The organism is Afipia dichlorophenoxyacetatis (assembly GCF_055386385.1).
On sequence record NZ_AP029250.1, the window covers coordinates 4742296 to 4762706 of the forward strand.

Sequence of the window (20411 nt, forward strand, 5' to 3'; positions counted from 1 at the left end):
AAGGCCGTCCGATAAGGCAGGCAAGTCACCCAAAGGTGCGGGAGCGGCTGAAGATACGCGGGGTCGCGATCAACGCATTTTTGCAATCCATGCGAATCCTCCCGCGTCACAAACAATGTGGACCACACCGTGTGGTCCACTGATCATTATTTAAGCAATAATTGCGGCAAATTTTTAACCGCGGAGCTTACATATGTCTGCGGCTGGGCGCCGCAGACATAATTCTCATATTACGATTCTTTGACAACATAGGGCGCAACAGCCCCGGCGAATGGTCGAAATTGCATAATGACCTTGTCGCCAATGACCAGTTCATTGTCGCCATGCGCCATCATGCGAAAGCCATCTTCCATATCAACGAGCACAATGGCGTAAGGCACATGCGCTTTCGCTTCCGGCGTCGCGGCGCGGCACACAATGGTCGTGGCATAGACCTCTCCGTTGCCACTCGCGCGTTTTGTTTGCGGATCCTGCGTTCCGCAAGACGGGCAAAATCCTCGCCGAAAATACCAAACGTGACGGCATGCGGTGCAGGATTGATAGAGAACCGCCTCGGCGCCCTCGGTCCAGTCGGCGGGCACGGTTGCCTCGGTCATCGCGGTTGTTTCAGTCATTACGCACGCTCCAGAAACATGCTGACATGGGATGACATCACCCCACCATCCCCGTGCAATAACGCGACAGACGCATCACGCACTTGGCGTGGTCCAGCGCGCTCCGTCATCTGTAGATGCGTTTCGACGACGTGAGCCATCGCGCCGCCGCAACCGCAATGACCATAGCTCAACAGACCGCCGTGAGTGTTGAGCGGCAATGCTCCGCCAATGCCGAAATCCCCATTTCGCGCGCGTGACGCCGCCTCTCCCCGGCCAGCCAGTCCAATCTCTTCCAGCAAGACCGTCAGAGTGATCGTGAAGCTGTCGTAGATCGCGGCATATTTGACATCACTGATCGCCATACCGGACTTCGCCCGGGCGCGTTCCACGGCGACTGCGGCTCCGAACTCCGTGAGCGTACGGGCTGCACTGACGTGCTGATGCATGTGCGCCTGCCCGCAGCCGGCGATCTTCACGCGACGCGCGTTAGTGGGCTCGCGGCTGACAACAAGCGCGGCACCTCCGTCCGAGACCGGACAACAATCAAGCAGCTTGAGTGGCGTCGAGATTTCGCGCGACGCCATCACGTCCTCGACAGTGATCGGGTCGTGAAATTGCGCTCCAGGATGGGCAATCGCATGCTTGCGCATCAGCACGGCGAACTCGGCAAGATCTTCCGGCCGGAGGCCGTATTCGTGCATGTAACGCGATGCAATCAATCCGTAGTAGGCTGGAATCGTCGGCCCGAGCGGCACTTCGAATTGCGGGTGCCCCACCTGCGCCAGCGCCTGCATTGCGGAGTCGCGGGTCTGCCCGGTCAGGCGATTCTCCCCCGCAACCACAAGAATATTGTTTGCGACGCCTGCATCGACCAGTTCATGCGCCAGCATCACCATCGCGAGCCCAGTCGCACCACCGACTTGAATGGCATGCGCGTAAGCCGGCTGCACCCCGAAATGTTCGGCGAACACCGTCGCCAGCATCAAGTGCGGCATGGTGGTGGAATAACCGCACAACAGGCCGTCGATGTCTTTTCGCTTCAGTTCGGCGTCGGACAGCGCACTTTCGGCGGCCGTGCTCATCAGATCGATGGTTAAGCGCCCCTCGTGACGCCCGAACGGCGTCAATCCCACACCACTGATGAAACTCATCGCCCCTCCCGCTTATTATTGGCGCATTGTTTCTGCGCTTTGTAAGTCAACCGTCGTTCAAGCATGAACAATGGGTGCAGACAATATGATTGCTTACTTTAAGGTGGGGGGCCAGCTCAGAGACGCGTGAGTGCTAAGTGCAGTCCCGCGACCAAAGCTCAATGCGCGTCGGGCGGTGGGCCGGCCATGTTCGGCTTGTTGACGAAGATCACCAGCGCCGTGAGGCCCAGATAGAAAACCGTCAGCACGAAGAATGCGTCACCGAAGCTCATCACCACCGCCTGGCGATGAACGATCTGCGAGAGCTGCTTCATTGCCATCATCGACGCATTGCCTGCGCCCTGGAATTTCTGGGTCAACATATTGAGAAGTTCGGTCGCGGTCGCGTTCCCCCAATGCACTCGCTCCTGCAAGCGAACGATGTGCAGGTCCGTGCGCGTATCCAGCACCGTGTTGATGACTGCGAGTCCAACCGCACCGCCGAGATTGCGGGTGAGATTAAACAGCCCCGAGGCGTTCTTCATGCGCGACGGCGGCAAGGTACCGAGCGCGATGTTGTTGACCGGGATCATCGCCATCATGATGCCGACACCGCGCAGGATCTGCGGGATTAGTAATTCATAAAAATCGAAATCGCGTGTGATCCATGTCATCTGCCACGATCCGATCGCGAAGATAATCAATCCCGCCGCGATCATGTAGCGCAGGTCGACCTTGGTCATCAGCCGCCCGACCAAAGGCGCGGTGAGGAACATCGCAGCGCCAGAAACGAACATGGTCTCGCCAATCATCACCGCGCTGTAACCGCGCACTTCGGCAAGGTAGCGCGGATAGATATAGGTCAGACCGTACAGGCCGATACCCACACAGAAAGAGAAGATACTGCCGATCGCAAAATTCCTGTCCGAGAACGCGCGGATATCGACAATCGGCTCTTCAGCCGTGAGAACGCGATAGAAAAAGCAGATGGCCGACACGGCGCAGACGATCCCGAGCACGAACACCGAGGTGTCGTCGAACCAATCGTATTGCGGCCCTTCCTCAAGGACGTATTCCAGCGCGCCGAGGAATCCGGCCATCGATATCAGGCCCCACCAATCAAACTGCTCAAGCAGCGCGAAGTTCGGTTTGTCGAAATCAACCAACGCGAGCACGCCGATCGTGATGCCGATACCCGGCAGCACATTGATGAAGAATAGCCAGTGCCACGACATTGCATCTGTAATGATACCGCCGACAGTCGGACCAATCGTTGGCGCCAGCGTCGCCACCAGGCCAATGATTGGGGTCACCAGCGGCATCTTGCTGCGTGGAAAGATCGTATAGGCAGACGCGAACACCGTCGGGATCATGCCGGCGCCGAGAAAGCCCTGGATCGCACGCCACAAGATCATCTGTTCGATGGTCGAGGTGAATCCGCACATGAAGCTCGCGCCGGTGAATCCGGCGGCGGAAATGGCGAACAGCAACCGCGTGCCGAAGGCACGGGACAGAAATCCCGACAATGGAATCGCGATCACTTCCGCAATTAGATATGCGGTCTGCACCCAAGAGACTTCGCTGGAGCTTGCGGACAGGCCAGCCTGAATGTCGGAGAGGGATGCCGAGACGATCTGGATGTCCAGAATCGACATGAACATCCCAAATACCATGATCAAGAACGCGAATAGCCGCCGCGAACTCACCGTCTCCGGCGGCCCCGAGGCGCCCTGGGCACCAGCACTCGGCGATGTTGCACTGGCGGACATCGATCGTTCCTAAATCCGTATCGCGTGAACCGGATAGCTATCGCGCAGTGATCGGATCAACAGCGTCCGGACTTGGCTTCGTGTTGATGGTTGTGATCACCGACATGCCGGGACGCAGCAGGTTCTCGCGTGCGACCGAGAACGGCACACGGATACGGACCGGCACGCGCTGAACGATCTTGGTGAAATTGCCTGTCGCGTTGTCCGGCGGCAACAAAGTAAAGACGGAGCCAGAGGCCGGTGCGAGGCTGTCAACCACGCCCATGATCGTGCGGCCGCTCACACCATCCACGGTGATCGAGACGGGCTGCCCCGGCTTTAGACGACCAAGCTGCGTTTCCTTGTAGTTAGCGTCGATATAGACGTCATCGAGCGGCACGACGTTGGCGAGGCGCTGACCGGGCTGTACGAAGTCGCCGACATTGACCAGACGATTGGAGAAAATGCCGTCCACGGGCGTACGCACTTCAGTGAACGACAAATCACGAACAGCCTTCGCTAGCATGGAGCGCAGCTCCTGTAGCGTTCCCTCGGCTTCTGCCTTCTGTGCTTTGACGACGTCAACCTGGGTCTGCGCTGCCTCGAGCGTTGCCTTTGCGGCTTCGACGGCAGCCACCGCCTGATCACGCGCCGCCTGCGAGACGTCAAAGGTTGCCTTCGATGCGAAACCCTTGGCGCTCAATTCTTCCTGGCGAACAAAGTCAGCTTGCGCGCGCTTGGTTGCGGCTTCCGCGGACACGAGCTGCGCCTTGGCTTGATCGACCGCACTCAATTGCGCGCCTTCTTGACGGCCGATGCGTTCAATCGTGGCCTGCTGGGTTGCGATCTTCGCGCGGGCATTGTCGACGGCCAGGCGATAATCGCCGTCGTCGATCTGGAACAGGATGTTACCCGCACCAACGCGCGCATTGTCTACGACGCCGATCTTGGCGATGTGTCCAGCTACCTTCGCGCCGAGCGTGGTGTTGTTGGCACGAACATAAGCGTCGTCGGTGCTGATCATGTAGCGGCCGACAAAAATATAGTGCACGCCGAAATAAATCACGGCGAGCGCAACCAACGCGCCGACGCCGACAATGATCTTCTTGCGTTTTGCTGATTTCGGTTTCGCCGCTGTGCCCTCGGCTGGTGCCGCAGTTGCCGGTGCCTCGGACTTTCGGCGTGCGGAGGGCGCGTCGTTCCGCTGCGCGGCGTCGATGTCCTGCACCACACGCGAGGCCCCACCTTCGGGCGCATCCGGCTCCGGGTGGACAACCCGGGGAGTTTCGCGAGCAGGCACGGCCATTCTTGGCTTCCTTAATTTGGCCTGCCCCACGGCAAGCACCTCAGCATGCGTCAAAACCTACCATTGACCGAACGGTTCGGTCAATGGTAGGTTCTGTGATACATTGATCGTTTATCGGCGAAATATCTTACGAATCGCATCTCGAGGCGGGAAACCGGGTTCAAGCTAAACAAATGGTTGCAAGCTCCCTGACAGCCCTCCATCCGGAGGTAGACAGCGCCAAGCGCCGCCAGATCATGGAAGGTGCTCACCGCGTTTTCATGGACCTGGGCTTCGATGGCGCCAGCATGGGAGAGATCGCGCGCTCAGCTGGTGTTTCGAAAGGCACGCTTTACGTTTACTTCGCTGACAAGTTCGGGCTGTTTGAGGCCATTGTCGAGCAGGAATGCCTTGAGCAAGGCAAGGCGACGTTTGACTTCGACCCGGCCAAAGATCCGGCGGCAGTCCTTGGCAATTTCGGCCGAGCTTACATCGACATTCTGTGCCGACCGGGCGGTGGATCGTCGGTCCGCACGGTGATGGCAATTGCAGAACGCATGCCCGATGTCGGCCGCCGCTTTTACGATCGCGTGATTGCACATACGATCAACGGCTTCGCGGAGTATCTCGGGGTCAAGGTTCGAGAGAAAAAGCTCGCCATCGATAATTGCGAACTCGCTGCGGCGCAGTTCATGCAGATGTGCCAGGCAACGCTGTTCCAGCCTTATATTTTTCAGGCGAAGCCTGCTCCCTCGCCTTCACAGATCGCAACCGTCGTCGACAGCGCAGCGCGTATGTTTCTTGCGAACTACGGACCAAAACCTGAGTGATCGAGCCCAGAGCGTTTTCAAGCGAAGTGAGCTACCGGTTCGCGTGAAGAAAACGCGTCAACACAAGAATCTAGAGCTTCGGTTATGATTCAAACATAACCGAAGCTCTAATCGCGGTCCTTGATGCGCGACTCGTCTTCAATCGTTTCCTGATCATCCTTGGTCAACGGTCCGCGTGCATACACACGACGCGACCTCTGGCCGATTGAACCCGTGATACCGTTATCACGTCCCGCATATCCCTTCGAGAACGCGCGCGATGCAATTTCTTCACCGGACACAGCTGCAGGCTGGCAAATGATGCGCCGGCTCGCGCGCCGCATCAGGTCAACGTGAATGTGATCGTAATGATATACGTTCGATCCCGGCGCCAGCACGGTGTTGAACATCTGGCACGCACCGCCCTGAACATCGCGCAGGAAGCCCTGCTCTTCCGGCAATCCCTTCCAGCCGTCTTTGACTACAATGCGACGTCCGTCAGCAAGCGTAAATCCTGCGATGTCCAGCGCATTACCAAACGCATGCTCGGAAATGTGCGCGCGCGGATTGCCATTCATGCCACGGCAGGAATAAGCGGAGATCTGCTTGATTTCGACAACCCGCGAACCGAACCAACGTTCTGCAGCCGGCTGTACGGATTCCGCCAACCAGCGATCGAGCATCGAGACAATCGGACATGCCAGTGTCGCCGTCGGCTTCAGGGCCACCGGACCAACGGCACTGACAGGCGACCCCTGCGGACCGAGACGCGGCGGCGCGGAAGATTGGAAAGATGGGCTTACGGAGTAAGGCTGCGCGCCAGCGGGCGCGCGGCTCATCGGAGGTGCCGTTCCCTCGGCTCCTGCAGCGATATCTTCATCATCGGGAGGCGCAACACCCGGCGCATTCAACGACATCGGTGTGCCGGATGACGCCGGATAGCCAGCACTCGGCGCACCATTCGATGACGGATAGCCAGAGGGCGGCGGCGAATAGGCCGGTTGTGAATAGGACGGGGGCGGCTGCGAGACCGGCCAGCGCGGCTGATTGCCGATGCTTGCCGGCGGCCGCAGATCGTCAGCGTAGCCCAGGTTGCTGTTGGGCTCACCGAGCGCCGCAACCTTAAGCGGAAACTCCGCGCCGCAGACGCCAGGGCCCGAAATGGGATCAATGCGGACGAGTTCCGCAGATTCCTTCACCGCGCCGGATTGCAGACATGCCTTCTCGGCCTCTGCTCTCCAAGGCTCCCGCTCTGCCGTGAAAAAACCACGACCGCAGCCCGCCAACGAGACGAGGACAAGGGAGCCGACAAGATACAAACAAACTCCACGCGCCATGCATGCAAGTTCACCGAAGATAATTAAAGACTTCTCAACGCATTGTTATTCAATGATTTTTAACCACGTTTACGCCCCGCGCACTAAGCGCGATCGTGATGAGGCAGCAGGCCTGACTTTTCCGCAGCGGAACGGCTCGCCATTTCTCACGTTACAGGAACAAGCGATGTCAATTCGCGACCCTTCAAGCTGCGGAAGCCTGCTTCCCGGCTGGTGGTCTTCAGGGAGTTGTCTGATGACGATGGTCCGGACGGTAAGCGTTGCGACTGCGTATGCGTCGATCTTGTTCGTCGCCGCGATTGTGCTGGGATTGCTCTAGCACTGCGACCCGGTCGACACTCATTTCATCATTCGCACTGATCAATGCGCGCGCCACTGTGATCACGCGCCATCAATTGATGGTGTGCCCTATCAGCGAGCGTCTCTTCCATTAAAATATAGATAGAATCAAAGTGCGCGACTATCGCACATTGAGCGGTGTATTGTGGCGTTGCCGGATGGCGCCGATTGCTCCAAAGGAGAGGATCATGATCTTTCGCCAGCTGTTCGACAGCACGTCGTGCACCTATACGTATTTGCTCGCGAGCCGCCGCGGCGGAGAGGCGTTGATCATCGATCCCGTGCTCGAGAAGGTGGATCGGTACGTCCAGCTCTTGCGGGATCTCGATCTCAAACTCATCAAGGCCGTCGACACGCATCTTCATGCGGATCACATCACCGGCCTCGGCGCGCTGCGCGACAAAACCCATTGTATCACTGTGATGGGCGAACAAAGTGGCGTTGACGTTGTTTCCATGCGCGTCTCAGACGGCGACCGCATCGACATTGAAGGTGTCAACCTCGATGTGATCTATACACCCGGCCACACTGACGATTCTTACAGCTTCGCCATGGCTGATCGCGTCTTCACTGGAGACACCCTGCTGATCCGCGGCACCGGCCGAACCGATTTCCAGCGTGGCGACGCCCGCGCCCAATATGAATCGATCTTCGGCAGGCTGCTGAAATTGCCGGATCAGACACTGGTTTATCCGGCGCACGATTACAAAGGCGATACGGTCTCGACGATCGGCGAAGAGAGAGCTTGCAATCCCCGCCTACAGATGAAATCGGTGGATGAGTACATCGAGCTGATGAACAATCTGAACCTGCCGAATCCGAAAATGATGGATGTCGCCGTTCCCGCAAACATGCATGTCGGGCTGGCGCAAGATGACGTCGCCCGCCGTGGTTGGGCGTTCACGCCATCGCAGGCCATGGAGTTGATCGGACAACGGGGCGTCGTGCTGATCGATCTTCGTGAACGGCGAGAACGGGAAAGACACGGCATCATTCCAGGCTCATTGCATGCGCCATATCCGGATCTGTCCGACAACGTCAGACCGGGAGGCCTCCTTCACGAACTCGGCCTCGCCCCCGGCAACCGCTTGCTGTTCTACTGTGCGTTCGGCGAGCGCTCCGCCATGGCGGTGCAGGCCGCGCAGCAGGCAGGCCTCGCCAGTACCCGACACATCCAGGGCGGGATAGAGGCGTGGCGGAAGGCTGGCGGACAAACCATTCCTCTTGGGTGACGCGCCTGATTTATCTTAGCTTTGAACCCTCGTCCTCCCTGCGCAGACCAAACGAATGTGCAGGGGAGATTTTGATGCCTATTTTCGACATGATTTGACGGGCAACGTGGCGCCCTTCCGTTCGCCCCACAATTGCAATGGATAGATCTATTTTCATGAACAACCGGCGTTGCATCCCGATACCGGTGCTGTCAAAAATCCCATCCGTTGCCTAACCTTCCGTTCTTTATTTGCTTTACACAGGTGTCATCGTGAAAAGCTGCCGCGGCCTGGTTGTTGCGTCGATCCTTTGCGGCCTCATTTCGACGTCGATCCCGGCCAGAGCGGATAATCCCGTCTCGCCCGGCTTCCGTTTTGCCCAAGCCGAACCATCACAACCGGCGCCAGCGCAACCGGCAACGTCTCAACCGGCAACACCTGAACCGGACCGGCAGCCGGCGCAGAACACCCAGCCCCAGCCTGACGCCCAGCAACTAAGTCAGAGTGCGGCGGATTCATCACAGGCCACCGCCGAAGAACCCGTCGGCAACGTCGCGACCTTGGAAGGCGCCGCAACAGTCACACGCAATGGTGCCAGTGCGCCGCTCAAATTGAAGGATGATATCTTCAAAGGCGATACGCTGCAGACGGGGAAGAACTCGACCCTCATCGTCACGTTCACTGATGACACGACACTCAATCTGTCTGCAAGTTCACGCATCGTGGTCGATAATTTCGTCTACCAGGAAGGCGGCAACGCCAACGCTGCATTAATCAATGTCGCGCGCGGCACCATGGCCTTCGTTGCAGCTCACGTCGCCAAGACAGGCGACATGAAAATTGAAACGCCAACGGCGACGCTCGGCATTCGCGGCACGACAGGAGTCGTGGACGTTCCCGAAGGCGCGACCGCCAGCAGCACCACCAACAACGTGGGCGTCAAACTCTATCCGGATGCGGACGGCAAGGTCGGACGTATCGAGGTCAAGGCCCGCGATGGTGCGCAACTCGGCATGCTCACACAAGGCGCGAGCGGATTCACCGTGCGCGGCGAGATGGTCCGCGGATTTGGCATGCGAATGTCCGTGATGCCCATGGTGATATCGCAGCAACAGATGGCGCGCGATCGCGGCTTCGTACAACGCGTGCACGTGATGCAGGGAATCGGCCGCAACATTGTGAGGGAGCAGCGCACATTCCGGATGCAGAACCCACAACGGCAGCCGGGCGTCGGCCGGCCCAATGGTGCACAGCAGCCTGGATTGCAACGGCAGAATGGCCTGCAGAACCAGCCGGGCTTCCGTAACCAACCGGGACAACAACAACCAGGCCTGCGTAACCAGCAGACACCGCAAAGACCTGGTCTTCAGAACCAGCCAGGACAGCAGCAGCAGCAACAGCAACAGGGTAAGGAAAAGCGGTCTGGATTGCAGAACGCACCCGGCCAACAGCGCCAGGGCCTGCAAAACCAACCCGCATTGCAACGGCAGACGGGTGCGCCGGGTCAGTTCGGGCAGCGGCAAGGCCTGCAAAACGGTCCTGGGATGCAAAGGGCGTCTGGCGCTCCCAATCAAATTGGCGCGCGCCAAGGTCTTCAACATCAGCCCGGCATGCAAAATCCAGCACAGCGCCAACTTGGCGGCGGATCAGGCCAATTCGGGCCGAGGCAACTTGGACTGCCGGGCCAACTCGGCGGCATTGTGGGCCGGCTTGGCGTGCCAATTCCTCAGGTCCCCGGAGCAGTGCAGCGCGCTGCACCACAAGGACAACCTGTGCAGCAACGGCGGCCTCCGCCGAAGCAAGAGCAAGATCGGAAGAAAAACGACGAGCGCAATTAAAGGGAACCGATCCCCGAAACGAGCAAAACTGCTTCGAGAACATGCGCCGCACGGGGTGGCATGTGCGCAACGACACCGGTAGCATCGCTGTCGTGATGTGACTGGAGTCGTGATGCGCATAAAGATCATTTTGTTGGGGCTGGCAGCTCTCGTCATTTCGTTCGGAGCCAGCCTCTATGCGATGAACAGGCTCTGGCCAACCGATGTGGCGCCACCGAAGCTGGCACAACTTCCGCCACTGCCACCGGTGTCGCGCAATTCCGAAATCATGACGCCCATCGCAGTGTCGATCGCTGCGCTACGCGACGCGCTCGATCGCGCTGCGCCCCGCGACCTCGGCGGCAAAGCCGAAAATCCGATCGCACAAATCCTCTCCAATGCTGACATTAACTGGACCGTCTCGCGTGGTCCGATTGCCGCATCCGGCGCGCAAAATGCTTTGGCGCTCTCGACGCCGCTCGATGGCCGGCTAACCGTGCTGGGCTCCTTGTCCGTTGCAGGCGGCAGCGCATTGGGCAATGCGCTCGGTGGTCTTCTCGGTGACAACGCCGTCAAACAACTCGGGAATGTCTCGATCAAGAATCTGAATGCAAGCGCCGCGATTCACGGCAATGTTGCAATGACCGCACGCCCGCAAATTTTACCGAACTGGCGGGTCGATCCCAATCTTACGGCCCAGGTCAATCTCGGCGACAGCAACCTTTCGGTTGCAGGGGCAAAAATCGCAGTGCCCGCACAGGTGAAGCCGTTGATCGACAAGACCGTGAATGAACAGATCAATCTGTTGCAGCAACGGCTGCGCAACGATCCATCGCTTGAACAGAATGCACGGCGCGAATGGGCGAAGCTGTGCCGCTCGATTCCACTGCCGCCGGCTGCGGCGGGCATGCCTCCACTGTGGCTCGAGATGCGCCCCGTCACCGCCGTCGCGGCGCAACCACGCATCGACGCCAATGCTGTCAACCTCACGCTCGGGATGCAGGCGGAAACACGCGTACTGCCAAGTGAGACCAAACCCGATTGCCCATTTCCCACCACACTCAATATTGTCCCGGCGCCTGACCGCGGACGCGTCAAGATCGGCGTGCCGATTGATCTCCCCTTTGCCGAAGTCAGCAAGATCGTCACGTTGCAGTTGAAGGATCGTGTCTTCCCGGAGGACGGCAGTGGCGCAGTGGATGTGACGGTCAAAAGCGCCAAAGTCAGCGCATCCGGTGATCGGTTACTGATTTCGCTGCTGGTGAATGCAAAAGAAAAAACGAGTTGGTTCGGATTCGGCGGCGAGGCAACAATCCATATCTGGGGCAAGCCTGCCCTCGATCAGCAACAGCAAATCCTGCGCTTGACCGATCTGCAGCTCGCGGTCGAATCCGATGCGGCTTTCGGCCTGCTCGGTGCCGCAGCGAAACCGGCAATCCCCTATTTGCAACGCGCGCTTGAAGATCGCGCCACCATTGACCTCAAGACGTTTGCGACCAATGCGCGGCAGAAAATCTCTGACGTGGTCACCGACTTCCGCCAAAACGATGACGGCATCCGCATGGATGCATCGGTGACCGATATTCGCCTTGCGAGCATCGCGTTTGATTCCAACACGCTTCGCATCATTGCCGAGGCGCAAGGTGCGATCGGCGTGACGGTCACCTCACTCCCTAAATTGTGAACTCCGCAAAAATTTTTACTTCCGTCCGAACGAACAGGCCTTGATGCCTGCGGCGGTTTGACGCAGGTTGTCGCCCGCATAAAACAAGAAACCAACGGAGAGGCCGTAGCAATGAAGTTCTTCAAATTCACAAGCGCAGCGCTGCTTGCGCTCGCGGTCTCCTCGATTTCTGCGCATGCCCAGATTTCCGACGATGTCGTCAAGCTTGGCGTCCTCACCGACATGTCGAGCCTTTATTCAGACGCGACCGGCCAGGGCTCGGTTACGGCAGTCGAAATGGCGGTCGCGGATTTCGGCGGCAAGGTCAAAGGTAAGCCGGTTGAAGTCGTTCACGCCGACCATCAGAACAAGCCGGACGTTGGCTCCAATATCGCGCGCAACTGGTACGACAACGAAAAGGTGGATGCGATTCTCGACGTGCCGACATCATCCGTCGCGCTCGCCGTGCAAAACATCACGCGCGAGAAGAACAAGGTTTTCATTATTTCCGGCGGCGGCTCGTCCGACCTTACCGGCTCCGCATGTTCGCCGAACGGCATTCACTGGACCTATGACACCTATGCGTTGTCCAATGTTGCCGGCAGAGCGATGGTCAAGCGCGGCGAAGACACGTGGTTCTTCCTCGCGGCCGACTATGCATTCGGTGCTGCGCTGGAACGCGATGCGGCGAGCATCGTCAAGGCGAGCGGTGGCAAAGTACTCGGCACTGTTCGCCATCCGCTGAACACGTCAGACTTCTCATCGTTCCTGCTGCAGGCTCAGGCGTCGAAAGCAAAGGTCATTGGCCTCGCCAATGCCGGAGGCGACACGACCAATGCAATCAAGCAGGCAGCCGAGTTCGGTTTAACCAAAGGTGGCGGCCAAAAGCTCATCGCCCTGCTGCTCGAAATCACCGATTCGCATTCCATCGGCCTGAACGATGGACAAGGCTTGATCCTTACCGACGCGTTCTATTGGGATCAGGACGATGCAAGCCGCGCATTCTCGAAGCGGTTCTTCGACAAGGTCGGACATATGCCGACCATGATTCAGGCCGGCCTTTACTCTGCGACGATGCATTATCTCAAGGCAATCGATGCCATCGGCACCGACGATGCGTTGAAGACCATCGCGCAGATGAAGGCGACGCATATCCATGACTTCTTCACCAAGGATGGCTACATCCGCGACGATGGCCGCATGGTGCATGAGATGCATCTGTTCGAGCTCAAGAAGCCGAGCGAATCGAAAGGCGACTGGGATCTCTACAAGCTGATTGCAACGGTTCCAGGTGACGAGGCCTATCGTCCGATGGATCAAGGCGGCTGCCCGCTCGTCACAAAGAAATAACATCATCGATCAACGCTTAAACTGATGAACGTCGCACCGCCCCCTGTGCGGCGTTTCGTTTTCAGTGCATGCAGGAATGCATCAAATCAGTTTTAGGACAGTTGTGGGGGACATGATCTCTCCACAATTCGACCTCAATGAAGATCATCGCGTCCGTCATCGTTAAACGGGCAGCCATTTCCAGTGCAGGCGTATGGCCGCCCGGAATCCATCTTCATCAAAGGATGAGATCGATGAAACGTATCTTGCTCGCTGCAAGCGCAGCGCTATTTTTTATTCATCCTGCTTCCGCCCAACGTGCCAACTACGAACAAATGGTCGCGAGTCATGCCGCAGCAAACGGCGTGCCCGTGGAACTCGTTCATCGCGTGATCATGCGCGAGAGCCGTTACAATCCGCGTGTTGTTCACGCTGGCAACTACGGCATGATGCAGATCAAGCTCGCCACCGCACGAGGCCTCGGGTACACCGGCACCGCGCAGGGCTTACTCGATCCCGAAACCAACCTGACCTATGCAGTGAAGTATCTCGCCGGCGCTTATCAGGCTGCAAACGGCAATCATACCCGCGCAGTTCGCTACTATGCGGCGGGATATTACTATGTCGCAAAGCGCCAGCGGCTGCAGCACAAGCAGCAACCGATCATCGATGCGTCGTCTCCGCTCATGAATGCAAATGCGGCGCAGATCCCGCCCGAGTCCCCGCCGCCGCAGCCGCAGCCGGAGCAGTGATCAGCGGCTTTCATCTTCGGAAGGCTTGATTTCGGGATCAACATTATGAACGGCGCCGGGATCGCGGATATGCACGACAACGCGGTCGTCGATAAAGAGCTTTCGCCAACCGTCGACGTGATCGAGCAGCAAGGCGGCCGGAGTCGATCGGTCAAACAGCGTCGCTTCGATGTTGTAGCGATCGAGCAGAGTGAAAAGATCGGCCGGCCGGCGGAGCATTTGCGCCGCGGCGTGCTGCAGGACGAACGCTTCGCCGTAGAGTTCAGTGCGTCCATCAATGAAGGGCGGAAGGCCGGCGAAAATCATGTACCCGCCAAAACCATAGTGGTTGAGGACGCGCGTCACACCGGCCTGCTTAAGAGCGTCAACGGCTGCCACCGGCATGATGTTAGCGTCCGGCTTGTAAGAGCGGGCCGAACCGACGCCAATCGTGACCACGACCGCGAGCATCACGACGCTAACAAACTGGATTGCACGTAGCTGAGATGGCCCTAGCGGCTGATGAGACAGCCACTTGAATCGCGCCGCTAAAGGCAGCGCAATCACCAATGGCGACACCAGCGCAAAGACATCCACATTCCGCCGGTGCGATAGTGCCATGAACAGCAGGGCAACAACCAACAGCGCACGAACAGGAGGAAGTTTCACACCGGCAAGCAAAGCCAGCGCGAAAGCTGCCAGCGCAGCCACTTCAATCGGTCCGGGATGCCCGAAGTCCACGGGCTGCCACTCACCGATCAGCGACAGCGCATCGCCGAGATTGAGAATCGCGCGCGCAGCGAGAAGCGAATTCCATCCATAAGGCGTGACCATGCTCGCTGCGAGTGCCGCTGCTACAAAGATGCACCATTGCAGGATGCGCGCACGCCGCGCGGCCGGGTCAGCATTGATCACTGCATCGCATGCGACCGGGACAATCAGCGCCAGGCCAAACAGAAAGCTGCCGTGAAGATTAGCCCACAGTGCCATCAACGCGACGAGCCACAACGACGGGGCTAGGCCGCGATCTGACGCAGACAGCAAACGTCCCGCCCATGCCACTATCACCGGCAGCGCCAGCACATGGGGGCGTGCATGGAGATGCGGCCACGCAACCGCCAGCGACAGCACGGTCAGGATCACGACCGGCACGCTTCCAAGCTGGCGTTGCAGAAACCGAGCGAGCAGAGCGAATGCTGCCGCGATGGAGAGCGAGGCCAGAGCCACCGGCCCTGCCCATCCGCACAGAGCATAAGCCTGGCCATACAGGACCTGCGCCAGCCATTGCGTCGAGATCCAGGGCTGGCCACGCATTGTAAGCGAGAACATGTCCACCACCGGCAGGGTGCGGTGCTCGACAATCCATCGCCCCACACTGATCTGCCAAAACGTATCGGGATCGGTCAGCAGCCAGTTTCCACCGGCCAGGAACACGACATAAATAACGAACCCGATCCATAGCGGCAGTGTGCACTGCACAGCGCGCAAATATTCGGCCAGTCGTGCACTCATATGGGCGCGCGTTTCATTGGCTAGGACGGCACGCATCGGAGATATGCTGATATGCGGCCCGCAAGAGGGTGAATTAGATGTGGAAACATTGACATCACGTCACCTACGCTTAACATAGGGACTGTTCCGAGGGGAGCTCCGACAGGGAGCTGAGATACCGCGATGGCGCGGTGACCCTTTGAACCTGATCCGGGTCATGCCGGCGAAGGGACAGGGATGTTTCAGAATTCGTCTTCCCCGCAACGGGGGTCTTCAGTCAATGTTATTGGTGCCGGAATCGCGGGCAGTTGGCATGCGCTGCTGTTCGCGCGCGCGGGCTACAACGTCACCGTACACGAGCGCGATGATGCCGCGATGACGAAGGCCACGAGCCACTTTGCCGGTGGCATGTTGGCGCCGTGGTGCGAACGCGAGGGCTCCGAGCCTGTCATCACACGCCTCGGCATCCGCTCGCTGGATCTATGGCGCGAGCATCTGCCGGAAACCCCCTTCAACGGTTCGCTTGTGGTGGCTCACCCGCGCGATCGCGCTGACTTCGAGCGATTCGCTAAACTGACCACCGATCATGAGCGCCTCAGCGCTGATGGCGTCGCGCGCCTTGAACCATCTCTCGATGGCCGTTTCCGCGAGGCGCTGTTTTTCGCTGGGGAAGGCCATGTCGAGCCGCGCAGCGTGTTGCCGAAATTGCGTGAGAAGCTGGCTGCGGCCGGTAGCGAAATTCACTTTCGTTCGGACGCTGATCTGGCCTCGCTCACCGAAACTGGTCTGACGATCGACTGCCGCGGCCTCAGCGCACGCGACACATTTCCCGACCTTCGCGGCGTCAAAGGCGAAATGATCATCGTCGAGACGGATGAAGTGCAGCTGGCGCGCCCGGTGAGGCTGCTGCATCCTCGCTGGCCGCTCTACATCATCCCGCGCGACAACAACCGCTTCATGATCGGCGCGACATCGATCGAGAGCGAAGACGATCGCGTGAGCGTACGCTCCGCGCTTGAATTGCTGACCGCGGCCTATGCCGTCCACCCGGCCTTTGCCGAAGCCCGCATCGTCGAGCTTGGCGTCGGCCTTCGCCCCGCTTTTCCCGACAATTTGCCGCGCATCGCCATCGACGGTGCAAGGATTTCCGTCAACGGACTTTATCGTCACGGCTTTCTGCTGGCGCCTGCGCTGGCGGAATTGACCTTGTCCTATGTGCAGCGCGGCCTCATCGACAACGAGGTGATGCAATGTTCCTGATCGTCAACGGCGAACGCCGCGAGACCAACGCCACACGCGTCGACGCGCTGCTGGCCGAGCTCGAATACGAAGGCACGCATCTCGCCGTCGCGGTGAATTACGACGTGGTGCCCCGTGCGCGCTGGGCGGAAACACCGCTCAACGACAACGATGCCGTCGAAATCCTCACGCCCCGGCAAGGAGGATGATGATGACTGCAAAGACCGTGAAATTCTACGACAAGGAATTCACCTCACGCTTCCTGATCGGCAGCGCGCTCTATCCGTCGCCAAAGATCATGCAGGATGCGATCCGCGCAGCCGGCAGCGAGATCGTGACCGTTTCCGTGCGCCGCGAAACTGCAGGCGGCAAGACGGGTGACGCCTTCTGGTCGCTGATCCGCGAGTTGAGCGTTACGGTGCTTCCGAACACCGCCGGCTGCAAGAGCGTGCGTGAAGCTGTCACGACCGCAAAGCTGGCGCGCGAACTGTTCGGCACGTCCTGGATCAAACTCGAAGTCATCGCCGACGATGAAACATTGCAGCCCGACGTGGTCGGGCTTGTGGAAGCCGCGGGCATCCTGATCAAGGATGGCTTCGAAGTGTTCCCCTATTGCACCGAAGACCTGTCCGTGGCGCAGCGCCTTGTCGACACTGGATGCAAGGTGGCGATGCCATGGGCATCTCCGATCGGCAGCGCACGCGGCATCACCAGTCGCGACGCGCTCAAGCTTTTGCGGCAACGGTTGCCTGATATAACACTCGTGGTCGATGCGGGCATCGGCGCGCCGTCCCATGCTGCCGAGGCCCTCGAGCTCGGTTTCGACGCTGTGCTTCTCAACACCGCAGTCGCGAAGGCTGACGATCCTGTCGCGATGGCTCACGCATTCCGCCTCGCCATCGAAGCTGGCCGCACCGGTTTCGAGGCTGGCCTGATGGGCGCACGCGACTTTGCTTCTCCTTCAACCCCTGTCGTTGGGACACCATTCTGGCATGCCGTATCCTGATCGTTTTTATCCCGTCGTCGACAGCGTTGCGTGGGTCAAACGCCTGACCAAACTTGGCGTCGGCACCGTGCAACTGCGCGCCAAGGATCTGGACCACGCGCAGGCGCTCACCTTGATCCGTGAAGCGCTCGCCGTGGTCAAAGGGTCCTCCACCAAGCTCGTGGTCAACGACTATTGGCGCGCAGCCATCGAGGCCGGCGCACAGCATGTTCACCTGGGCCAGGAAGATCTGGCGGACGCCGATGTCAGCGCGATCCGCCGTGCCGGATTGACACTGGGGCTCTCAACCCACGACGAGGATGAGCTGGACACTGCGCTCCAGCACAAGCCGGACTATGTGGCCCTCGGCCCCATCTTCTTTACGACACTGAAAGCCATGCGCTTTGCTCCGCAAGGCATTGAGCGGATCACGGCGTGGAAACTTGCGGTCGGCGATATCCCGCTGGTCGCGATCGGCGGCATCAAGCTTGAACACGCTCCGGACATTTTCGCCGCAGGAGCAAATTCCATCGCCGTCGTCAGCGACGTCACCCAGAACGCCGATCCGGACTCGCGTGTGCGTGCATGGCTCGGTCAATATTCAAAAGCAGCCTGATTTAACAAAGCGACTCACAAGGAGGACGCCAATGAACATTCGCTCCAATCCCGATACCACACTGCCCGCAGTGACCACCGGCGGCCTGCCCTCGTCGCGCAAGATTTATTCGACGCCCGACGCCGCGCCGGATCTTCGGGTGCCGCTGCGCGAGATTATTCTCAGCGAAGGTGCCGGCGAGCCCAACCTGCCTGTCTACGACACGTCAGGCCCTTACACCGATCCGAACGTCATTATCGACGTCAACGCCGGCCTCGCCCGCACCCGCATCGAATGGGTGAAGGAGCGCGGTGGCGTCGAAGAATATGAAGGCCGCCAGATCAAGGCCGAAGACAACGGCAATGTCAGCGCGTCGCATGCTGCAGCCGCCTTCAAGGCCCATCACAAGCCGTTGCGCGGCGTTGGTGACGCGCCGATCACCCAGCTTGAATTCGCTCGCGCGGGAATCATCACCAAGGAGATGATCTATGTCGCTGAGCGCGAGAACATCGGCCGCACGAAGCAGCTCGAGCGCGCTGAAACCGCGCTCGCGGACGGCGAGTCATTCGGCGCATCGGTGCCCGCATTCATCACGCCGGAATTCGTGCGCAGCGAGATCGCCCGCGGCCGCGCGATCATCCCTTGCAACATCAACCACGCCGAACTCGAGCCGATGATCATCGGCCGCAACTTCCTGACCAAGATCAATGCCAACATCGGCAATTCCGCCGTGACGTCGTCGGTCGAGGAAGAAGTTGACAAGATGGTGTGGGCGATCCGCTGGGGCGCCGACACGGTGATGGACCTGTCCACCGGCCGCAACATCCACACCACCCGCGAGTGGATTCTCCGGAACGCACCGATCCCGATTGGTACCGTGCCGATCTATCAGGCGCTGGAGAAGTGCGACGGCGACCCGGTGAAGCTGACCTGGGAGCTCTACAAGGACACGCTGATCGAACAATGCGAACAGGGCGTCGATTACTTCACCATCCACGCCGGTGTGCGCCTCGCCTACGTGCCGCTCACCGCCAACCGCGTCACCGGCATCGTCTCGCGCGGCGGCTCAATCATGGCGAAGTGGTGTCTCGCGCATCACAAGGAGAGCTTCCTCTACACGCATTTCGACGAGATCTGCGACCTGATGCGCAAATACGACGTATCGTTCTCGCTGGGTGACGGTTTGCGGCCGGGTTCGATCGCCGACGCGAACGATCGCGCCCAGTTTGCCGAACTCGAAACCCTCGGCGAACTCACCAAGATCGCATGGGACAAGGGCTGCCAGGTGATGATCGAAGGCCCCGGCCACGTGCCGATGCACAAGATCAAAATCAACATGGACAAACAGTTGAAGGAATGCGGGGAAGCCCCCTTCTACACCCTCGGACCACTGACCACCGACATTGCTCCGGGCTATGACCACATCACTTCGGGCATCGGCGCGGCGATGATCGGCTGGTTCGGCTGCGCGATGCTCTGCTACGTCACGCCGAAGGAGCACCTTGGTCTCCCGAACCGCGATGACGTCAAGGTCGGCGTTGTCACCTACAAGATCGCGGCGCATGCCTCCGATCTCGCCAAGGGTCATCCTGCGGCACAGCTGCGTGACGACGCACTGTCCCGCGCTCGCTTCGACTTCCGCTGGCAGGACCAGTTCAACCTGGGTCTCGATCCGGATACGGCGGTGGCCTATCACGACGAAACACTGCCGAAGGAAGCTCACAAGGTTGCGCACTTCTGCTCGATGTGCGGACCGAAGTTCTGCTCGATGAAGATCACGCAGGACGTGCGCGACTACGCCGCTACGCTGAACGATCCAGACCGGGTCGGCCTGAACATCTCCGGCACCATCGAGGATGGCATGGCGCAAATGAGCGAGAAGTTCATGAAGATGGGCGGCAAGGTCTATGTCGAAGCCGATGCCGTGAAGGACAGCAACAAGGCGCTGTGAACCGTCTTCCGATCTAAGTCGACAAAGGCCGGGTTTTTCCCGGCCTTTTTCATGCGATCAACAACATTACGCCCCGGTGCTAGGCCCGCTGAATTGAAGCGGTCACGAAAACGCTGTTAGAAAAGTCGAAATACAACAACCATTCGGAGTACCGA

18 protein-coding genes and 1 riboswitch are annotated in these 20411 nt (G+C 59.3%); of the genes, 12 read left to right on the forward strand and 6 right to left on the reverse strand.

Annotation, left to right across the window (positions count from 1 at the left end; all coding sequences use genetic code 11):
* Window positions 1–230 precede the first annotated feature (230 nt).
* The 3 genes from ACZ5C3_RS22200 to ACZ5C3_RS22210 all read right to left on the reverse strand — a co-directional run bounded on the left by ACZ5C3_RS22200 (window position 231) and on the right by ACZ5C3_RS22210 (window position 3387).
* A complete protein-coding gene (locus tag ACZ5C3_RS22200) occupies window positions 231–614 on the reverse strand; it encodes a Zn-ribbon domain-containing OB-fold protein (protein ID WP_464033076.1) in 384 nt (127 codons plus the stop codon).
* A complete protein-coding gene (locus tag ACZ5C3_RS22205) occupies window positions 614–1747 on the reverse strand; it encodes a thiolase family protein (RefSeq protein WP_464033077.1) in 1134 nt (377 codons plus the stop codon). Before ACZ5C3_RS22205 ends, ACZ5C3_RS22200 begins: the two co-directional genes overlap by 1 nt.
* Window positions 1748–1905: 158 nt before the next feature.
* Entirely contained in the window at window positions 1906–3387 is a 1482-nt protein-coding gene (locus ACZ5C3_RS22210; protein WP_464044797.1) for a DHA2 family efflux MFS transporter permease subunit, read from the reverse strand.
* On the opposite strand from ACZ5C3_RS22210, the gene ACZ5C3_RS22215 reads away from it, so the two are divergent.
* Window positions 3380–3508, forward strand: a complete 129-nt coding sequence (locus ACZ5C3_RS22215; protein ID WP_464044810.1) for a hypothetical protein — start codon at window positions 3380–3382, stop codon at window positions 3506–3508. The two genes, ACZ5C3_RS22210 and ACZ5C3_RS22215, sit on opposite strands and share 8 nt — an antisense overlap.
* A 24-nt stretch (window positions 3509–3532) precedes the next feature.
* Here the strand turns inward: ACZ5C3_RS22215 and ACZ5C3_RS22220 are convergent, their stop codons facing one another.
* Window positions 3533–4780, reverse strand: coding sequence for an HlyD family secretion protein (locus ACZ5C3_RS22220; protein ID WP_464033081.1), 1248 nt, complete (start codon window positions 4778–4780; stop codon window positions 3533–3535).
* 173 nt (window positions 4781–4953) lie between these two features.
* Here ACZ5C3_RS22220 and ACZ5C3_RS22225 point away from each other — a divergent pair, with 173 nt between their 5' ends.
* On the forward strand, window positions 4954–5589 hold the full coding sequence (locus ACZ5C3_RS22225; RefSeq protein ID WP_464033083.1) for a TetR/AcrR family transcriptional regulator: 636 nt from the start codon (window positions 4954–4956) through the stop codon (window positions 5587–5589).
* A gap of 107 nt (window positions 5590–5696) precedes the next feature.
* Here the strand turns inward: ACZ5C3_RS22225 and ACZ5C3_RS22230 are convergent, their stop codons facing one another.
* Window positions 5697–6905 (reverse strand): extensin-like domain-containing protein, encoded by a 1209-nt coding sequence (locus tag ACZ5C3_RS22230; RefSeq protein ID WP_464033084.1) that lies wholly within the window; start codon window positions 6903–6905, stop codon window positions 5697–5699.
* Window positions 6906–7432: 527 nt separating this feature from the next.
* Here ACZ5C3_RS22230 and ACZ5C3_RS22235 point away from each other — a divergent pair.
* The 5 genes from ACZ5C3_RS22235 (at window position 7433) to ACZ5C3_RS22255 (ending at window position 14016) form a co-directional block, all read left to right on the forward strand.
* Window positions 7433–8476 (forward strand): MBL fold metallo-hydrolase, encoded by a 1044-nt coding sequence (locus ACZ5C3_RS22235; protein ID WP_464033085.1) that lies wholly within the window; start codon window positions 7433–7435, stop codon window positions 8474–8476.
* Window positions 8477–8727: 251 nt separating this feature from the next.
* Window positions 8728–10293 carry a FecR family protein gene (locus ACZ5C3_RS22240; protein WP_464033087.1) on the forward strand — a complete coding sequence of 522 codons (1566 nt, stop codon included), beginning with the start codon at window positions 8728–8730 and terminating at the stop codon, window positions 10291–10293.
* Between the two features lie 112 nt (window positions 10294–10405).
* Window positions 10406–11956, forward strand: a complete 1551-nt coding sequence (locus tag ACZ5C3_RS22245; protein WP_464033089.1) for a DUF4403 family protein — start codon at window positions 10406–10408, stop codon at window positions 11954–11956.
* Between the two features lie 111 nt (window positions 11957–12067).
* The gene (locus tag ACZ5C3_RS22250) at window positions 12068–13285 is read left to right on the forward strand and encodes an ABC transporter substrate-binding protein (protein WP_464033091.1); all 1218 of its coding nucleotides are present in this window, start codon (window positions 12068–12070) and stop codon (window positions 13283–13285) included.
* Window positions 13286–13518: 233 nt separating this feature from the next.
* Window positions 13519–14016 carry a transglycosylase SLT domain-containing protein gene (locus ACZ5C3_RS22255; RefSeq protein WP_464033092.1) on the forward strand — a complete coding sequence of 166 codons (498 nt, stop codon included), beginning with the start codon at window positions 13519–13521 and terminating at the stop codon, window positions 14014–14016.
* Here the strand turns inward: ACZ5C3_RS22255 and ACZ5C3_RS22260 are convergent, their stop codons facing one another.
* Window positions 14017–15543, reverse strand: coding sequence for a hypothetical protein (locus ACZ5C3_RS22260; RefSeq protein WP_464033094.1), 1527 nt, complete (start codon window positions 15541–15543; stop codon window positions 14017–14019).
* An 83-nt stretch (window positions 15544–15626) separates the two neighbouring features.
* Window positions 15627–15736, forward strand: a riboswitch (TPP riboswitch).
* Here ACZ5C3_RS22260 and ACZ5C3_RS22265 point away from each other — a divergent pair.
* From ACZ5C3_RS22265 to thiC, 5 genes are all read left to right on the forward strand, one after another.
* Entirely contained in the window at window positions 15724–16746 is a 1023-nt protein-coding gene (locus tag ACZ5C3_RS22265) for an FAD-dependent oxidoreductase (RefSeq protein WP_464033096.1), read from the forward strand. (Overlaps the previous riboswitch by 13 nt.)
* A complete protein-coding gene (gene thiS / locus ACZ5C3_RS22270) occupies window positions 16737–16934 on the forward strand; it encodes a sulfur carrier protein ThiS (RefSeq protein WP_464033098.1) in 198 nt (65 codons plus the stop codon). The genes ACZ5C3_RS22265 and thiS overlap by 10 nt, the downstream gene beginning before the upstream one ends.
* Window positions 16935–16936: 2 nt before the next feature.
* Window positions 16937–17731 carry a thiazole synthase gene (locus ACZ5C3_RS22275; protein WP_464033099.1) on the forward strand — a complete coding sequence of 265 codons (795 nt, stop codon included), beginning with the start codon at window positions 16937–16939 and terminating at the stop codon, window positions 17729–17731.
* On the forward strand, window positions 17718–18326 hold the full coding sequence (locus ACZ5C3_RS22280; RefSeq protein ID WP_464033100.1) for a thiamine phosphate synthase: 609 nt from the start codon (window positions 17718–17720) through the stop codon (window positions 18324–18326). The genes ACZ5C3_RS22275 and ACZ5C3_RS22280 overlap by 14 nt, the downstream gene beginning before the upstream one ends.
* A gap of 31 nt (window positions 18327–18357) precedes the next feature.
* Entirely contained in the window at window positions 18358–20256 is a 1899-nt protein-coding gene (gene thiC, locus ACZ5C3_RS22285) for a phosphomethylpyrimidine synthase ThiC (RefSeq protein WP_464044280.1), read from the forward strand.
* Window positions 20257–20411: the final 155 nt, after the last annotated feature.

Coding starts and splice junctions, on each gene's coding strand:
- ACZ5C3_RS22205 (WP_464033077.1), bottom strand. CDS start 1,747: ATGAGTTTCATCAGTGGTGTGGGATTGACGCCGTTCGGGCGTCACGAG.
- ACZ5C3_RS22260 (WP_464033094.1), bottom strand. CDS start 15,543: ATGCGTGCCGTCCTAGCCAATGAAACGCGCGCCCATATGAGTGCACGA.
- ACZ5C3_RS22210 (WP_464044797.1), bottom strand. CDS start 3,387: ATGTTCATGTCGATTCTGGACATCCAGATCGTCTCGGCATCCCTCTCC.
- ACZ5C3_RS22225 (WP_464033083.1), top strand. CDS start 4,954: ATGGTTGCAAGCTCCCTGACAGCCCTCCATCCGGAGGTAGACAGCGCC.
- ACZ5C3_RS22255 (WP_464033092.1), top strand. CDS start 13,519: ATGAAACGTATCTTGCTCGCTGCAAGCGCAGCGCTATTTTTTATTCAT.
- ACZ5C3_RS22200 (WP_464033076.1), bottom strand. CDS start 614: ATGACTGAAACAACCGCGATGACCGAGGCAACCGTGCCCGCCGACTGG.
- thiS (WP_464033098.1), top strand. CDS start 16,737: ATGTTCCTGATCGTCAACGGCGAACGCCGCGAGACCAACGCCACACGC.
- ACZ5C3_RS22245 (WP_464033089.1), top strand. CDS start 10,406: ATGCGCATAAAGATCATTTTGTTGGGGCTGGCAGCTCTCGTCATTTCG.
- ACZ5C3_RS22215 (WP_464044810.1), top strand. CDS start 3,380: ATGAACATCCCAAATACCATGATCAAGAACGCGAATAGCCGCCGCGAA.
- ACZ5C3_RS22250 (WP_464033091.1), top strand. CDS start 12,068: ATGAAGTTCTTCAAATTCACAAGCGCAGCGCTGCTTGCGCTCGCGGTC.
- ACZ5C3_RS22280 (WP_464033100.1), top strand. CDS start 17,718: ATGCCGTATCCTGATCGTTTTTATCCCGTCGTCGACAGCGTTGCGTGG.
- ACZ5C3_RS22220 (WP_464033081.1), bottom strand. CDS start 4,780: ATGGCCGTGCCTGCTCGCGAAACTCCCCGGGTTGTCCACCCGGAGCCG.
- thiC (WP_464044280.1), top strand. CDS start 18,358: ATGAACATTCGCTCCAATCCCGATACCACACTGCCCGCAGTGACCACC.
- ACZ5C3_RS22230 (WP_464033084.1), bottom strand. CDS start 6,905: ATGGCGCGTGGAGTTTGTTTGTATCTTGTCGGCTCCCTTGTCCTCGTC.
- ACZ5C3_RS22275 (WP_464033099.1), top strand. CDS start 16,937: ATGACTGCAAAGACCGTGAAATTCTACGACAAGGAATTCACCTCACGC.
- ACZ5C3_RS22235 (WP_464033085.1), top strand. CDS start 7,433: ATGATCTTTCGCCAGCTGTTCGACAGCACGTCGTGCACCTATACGTAT.
- ACZ5C3_RS22265 (WP_464033096.1), top strand. CDS start 15,724: ATGTTTCAGAATTCGTCTTCCCCGCAACGGGGGTCTTCAGTCAATGTT.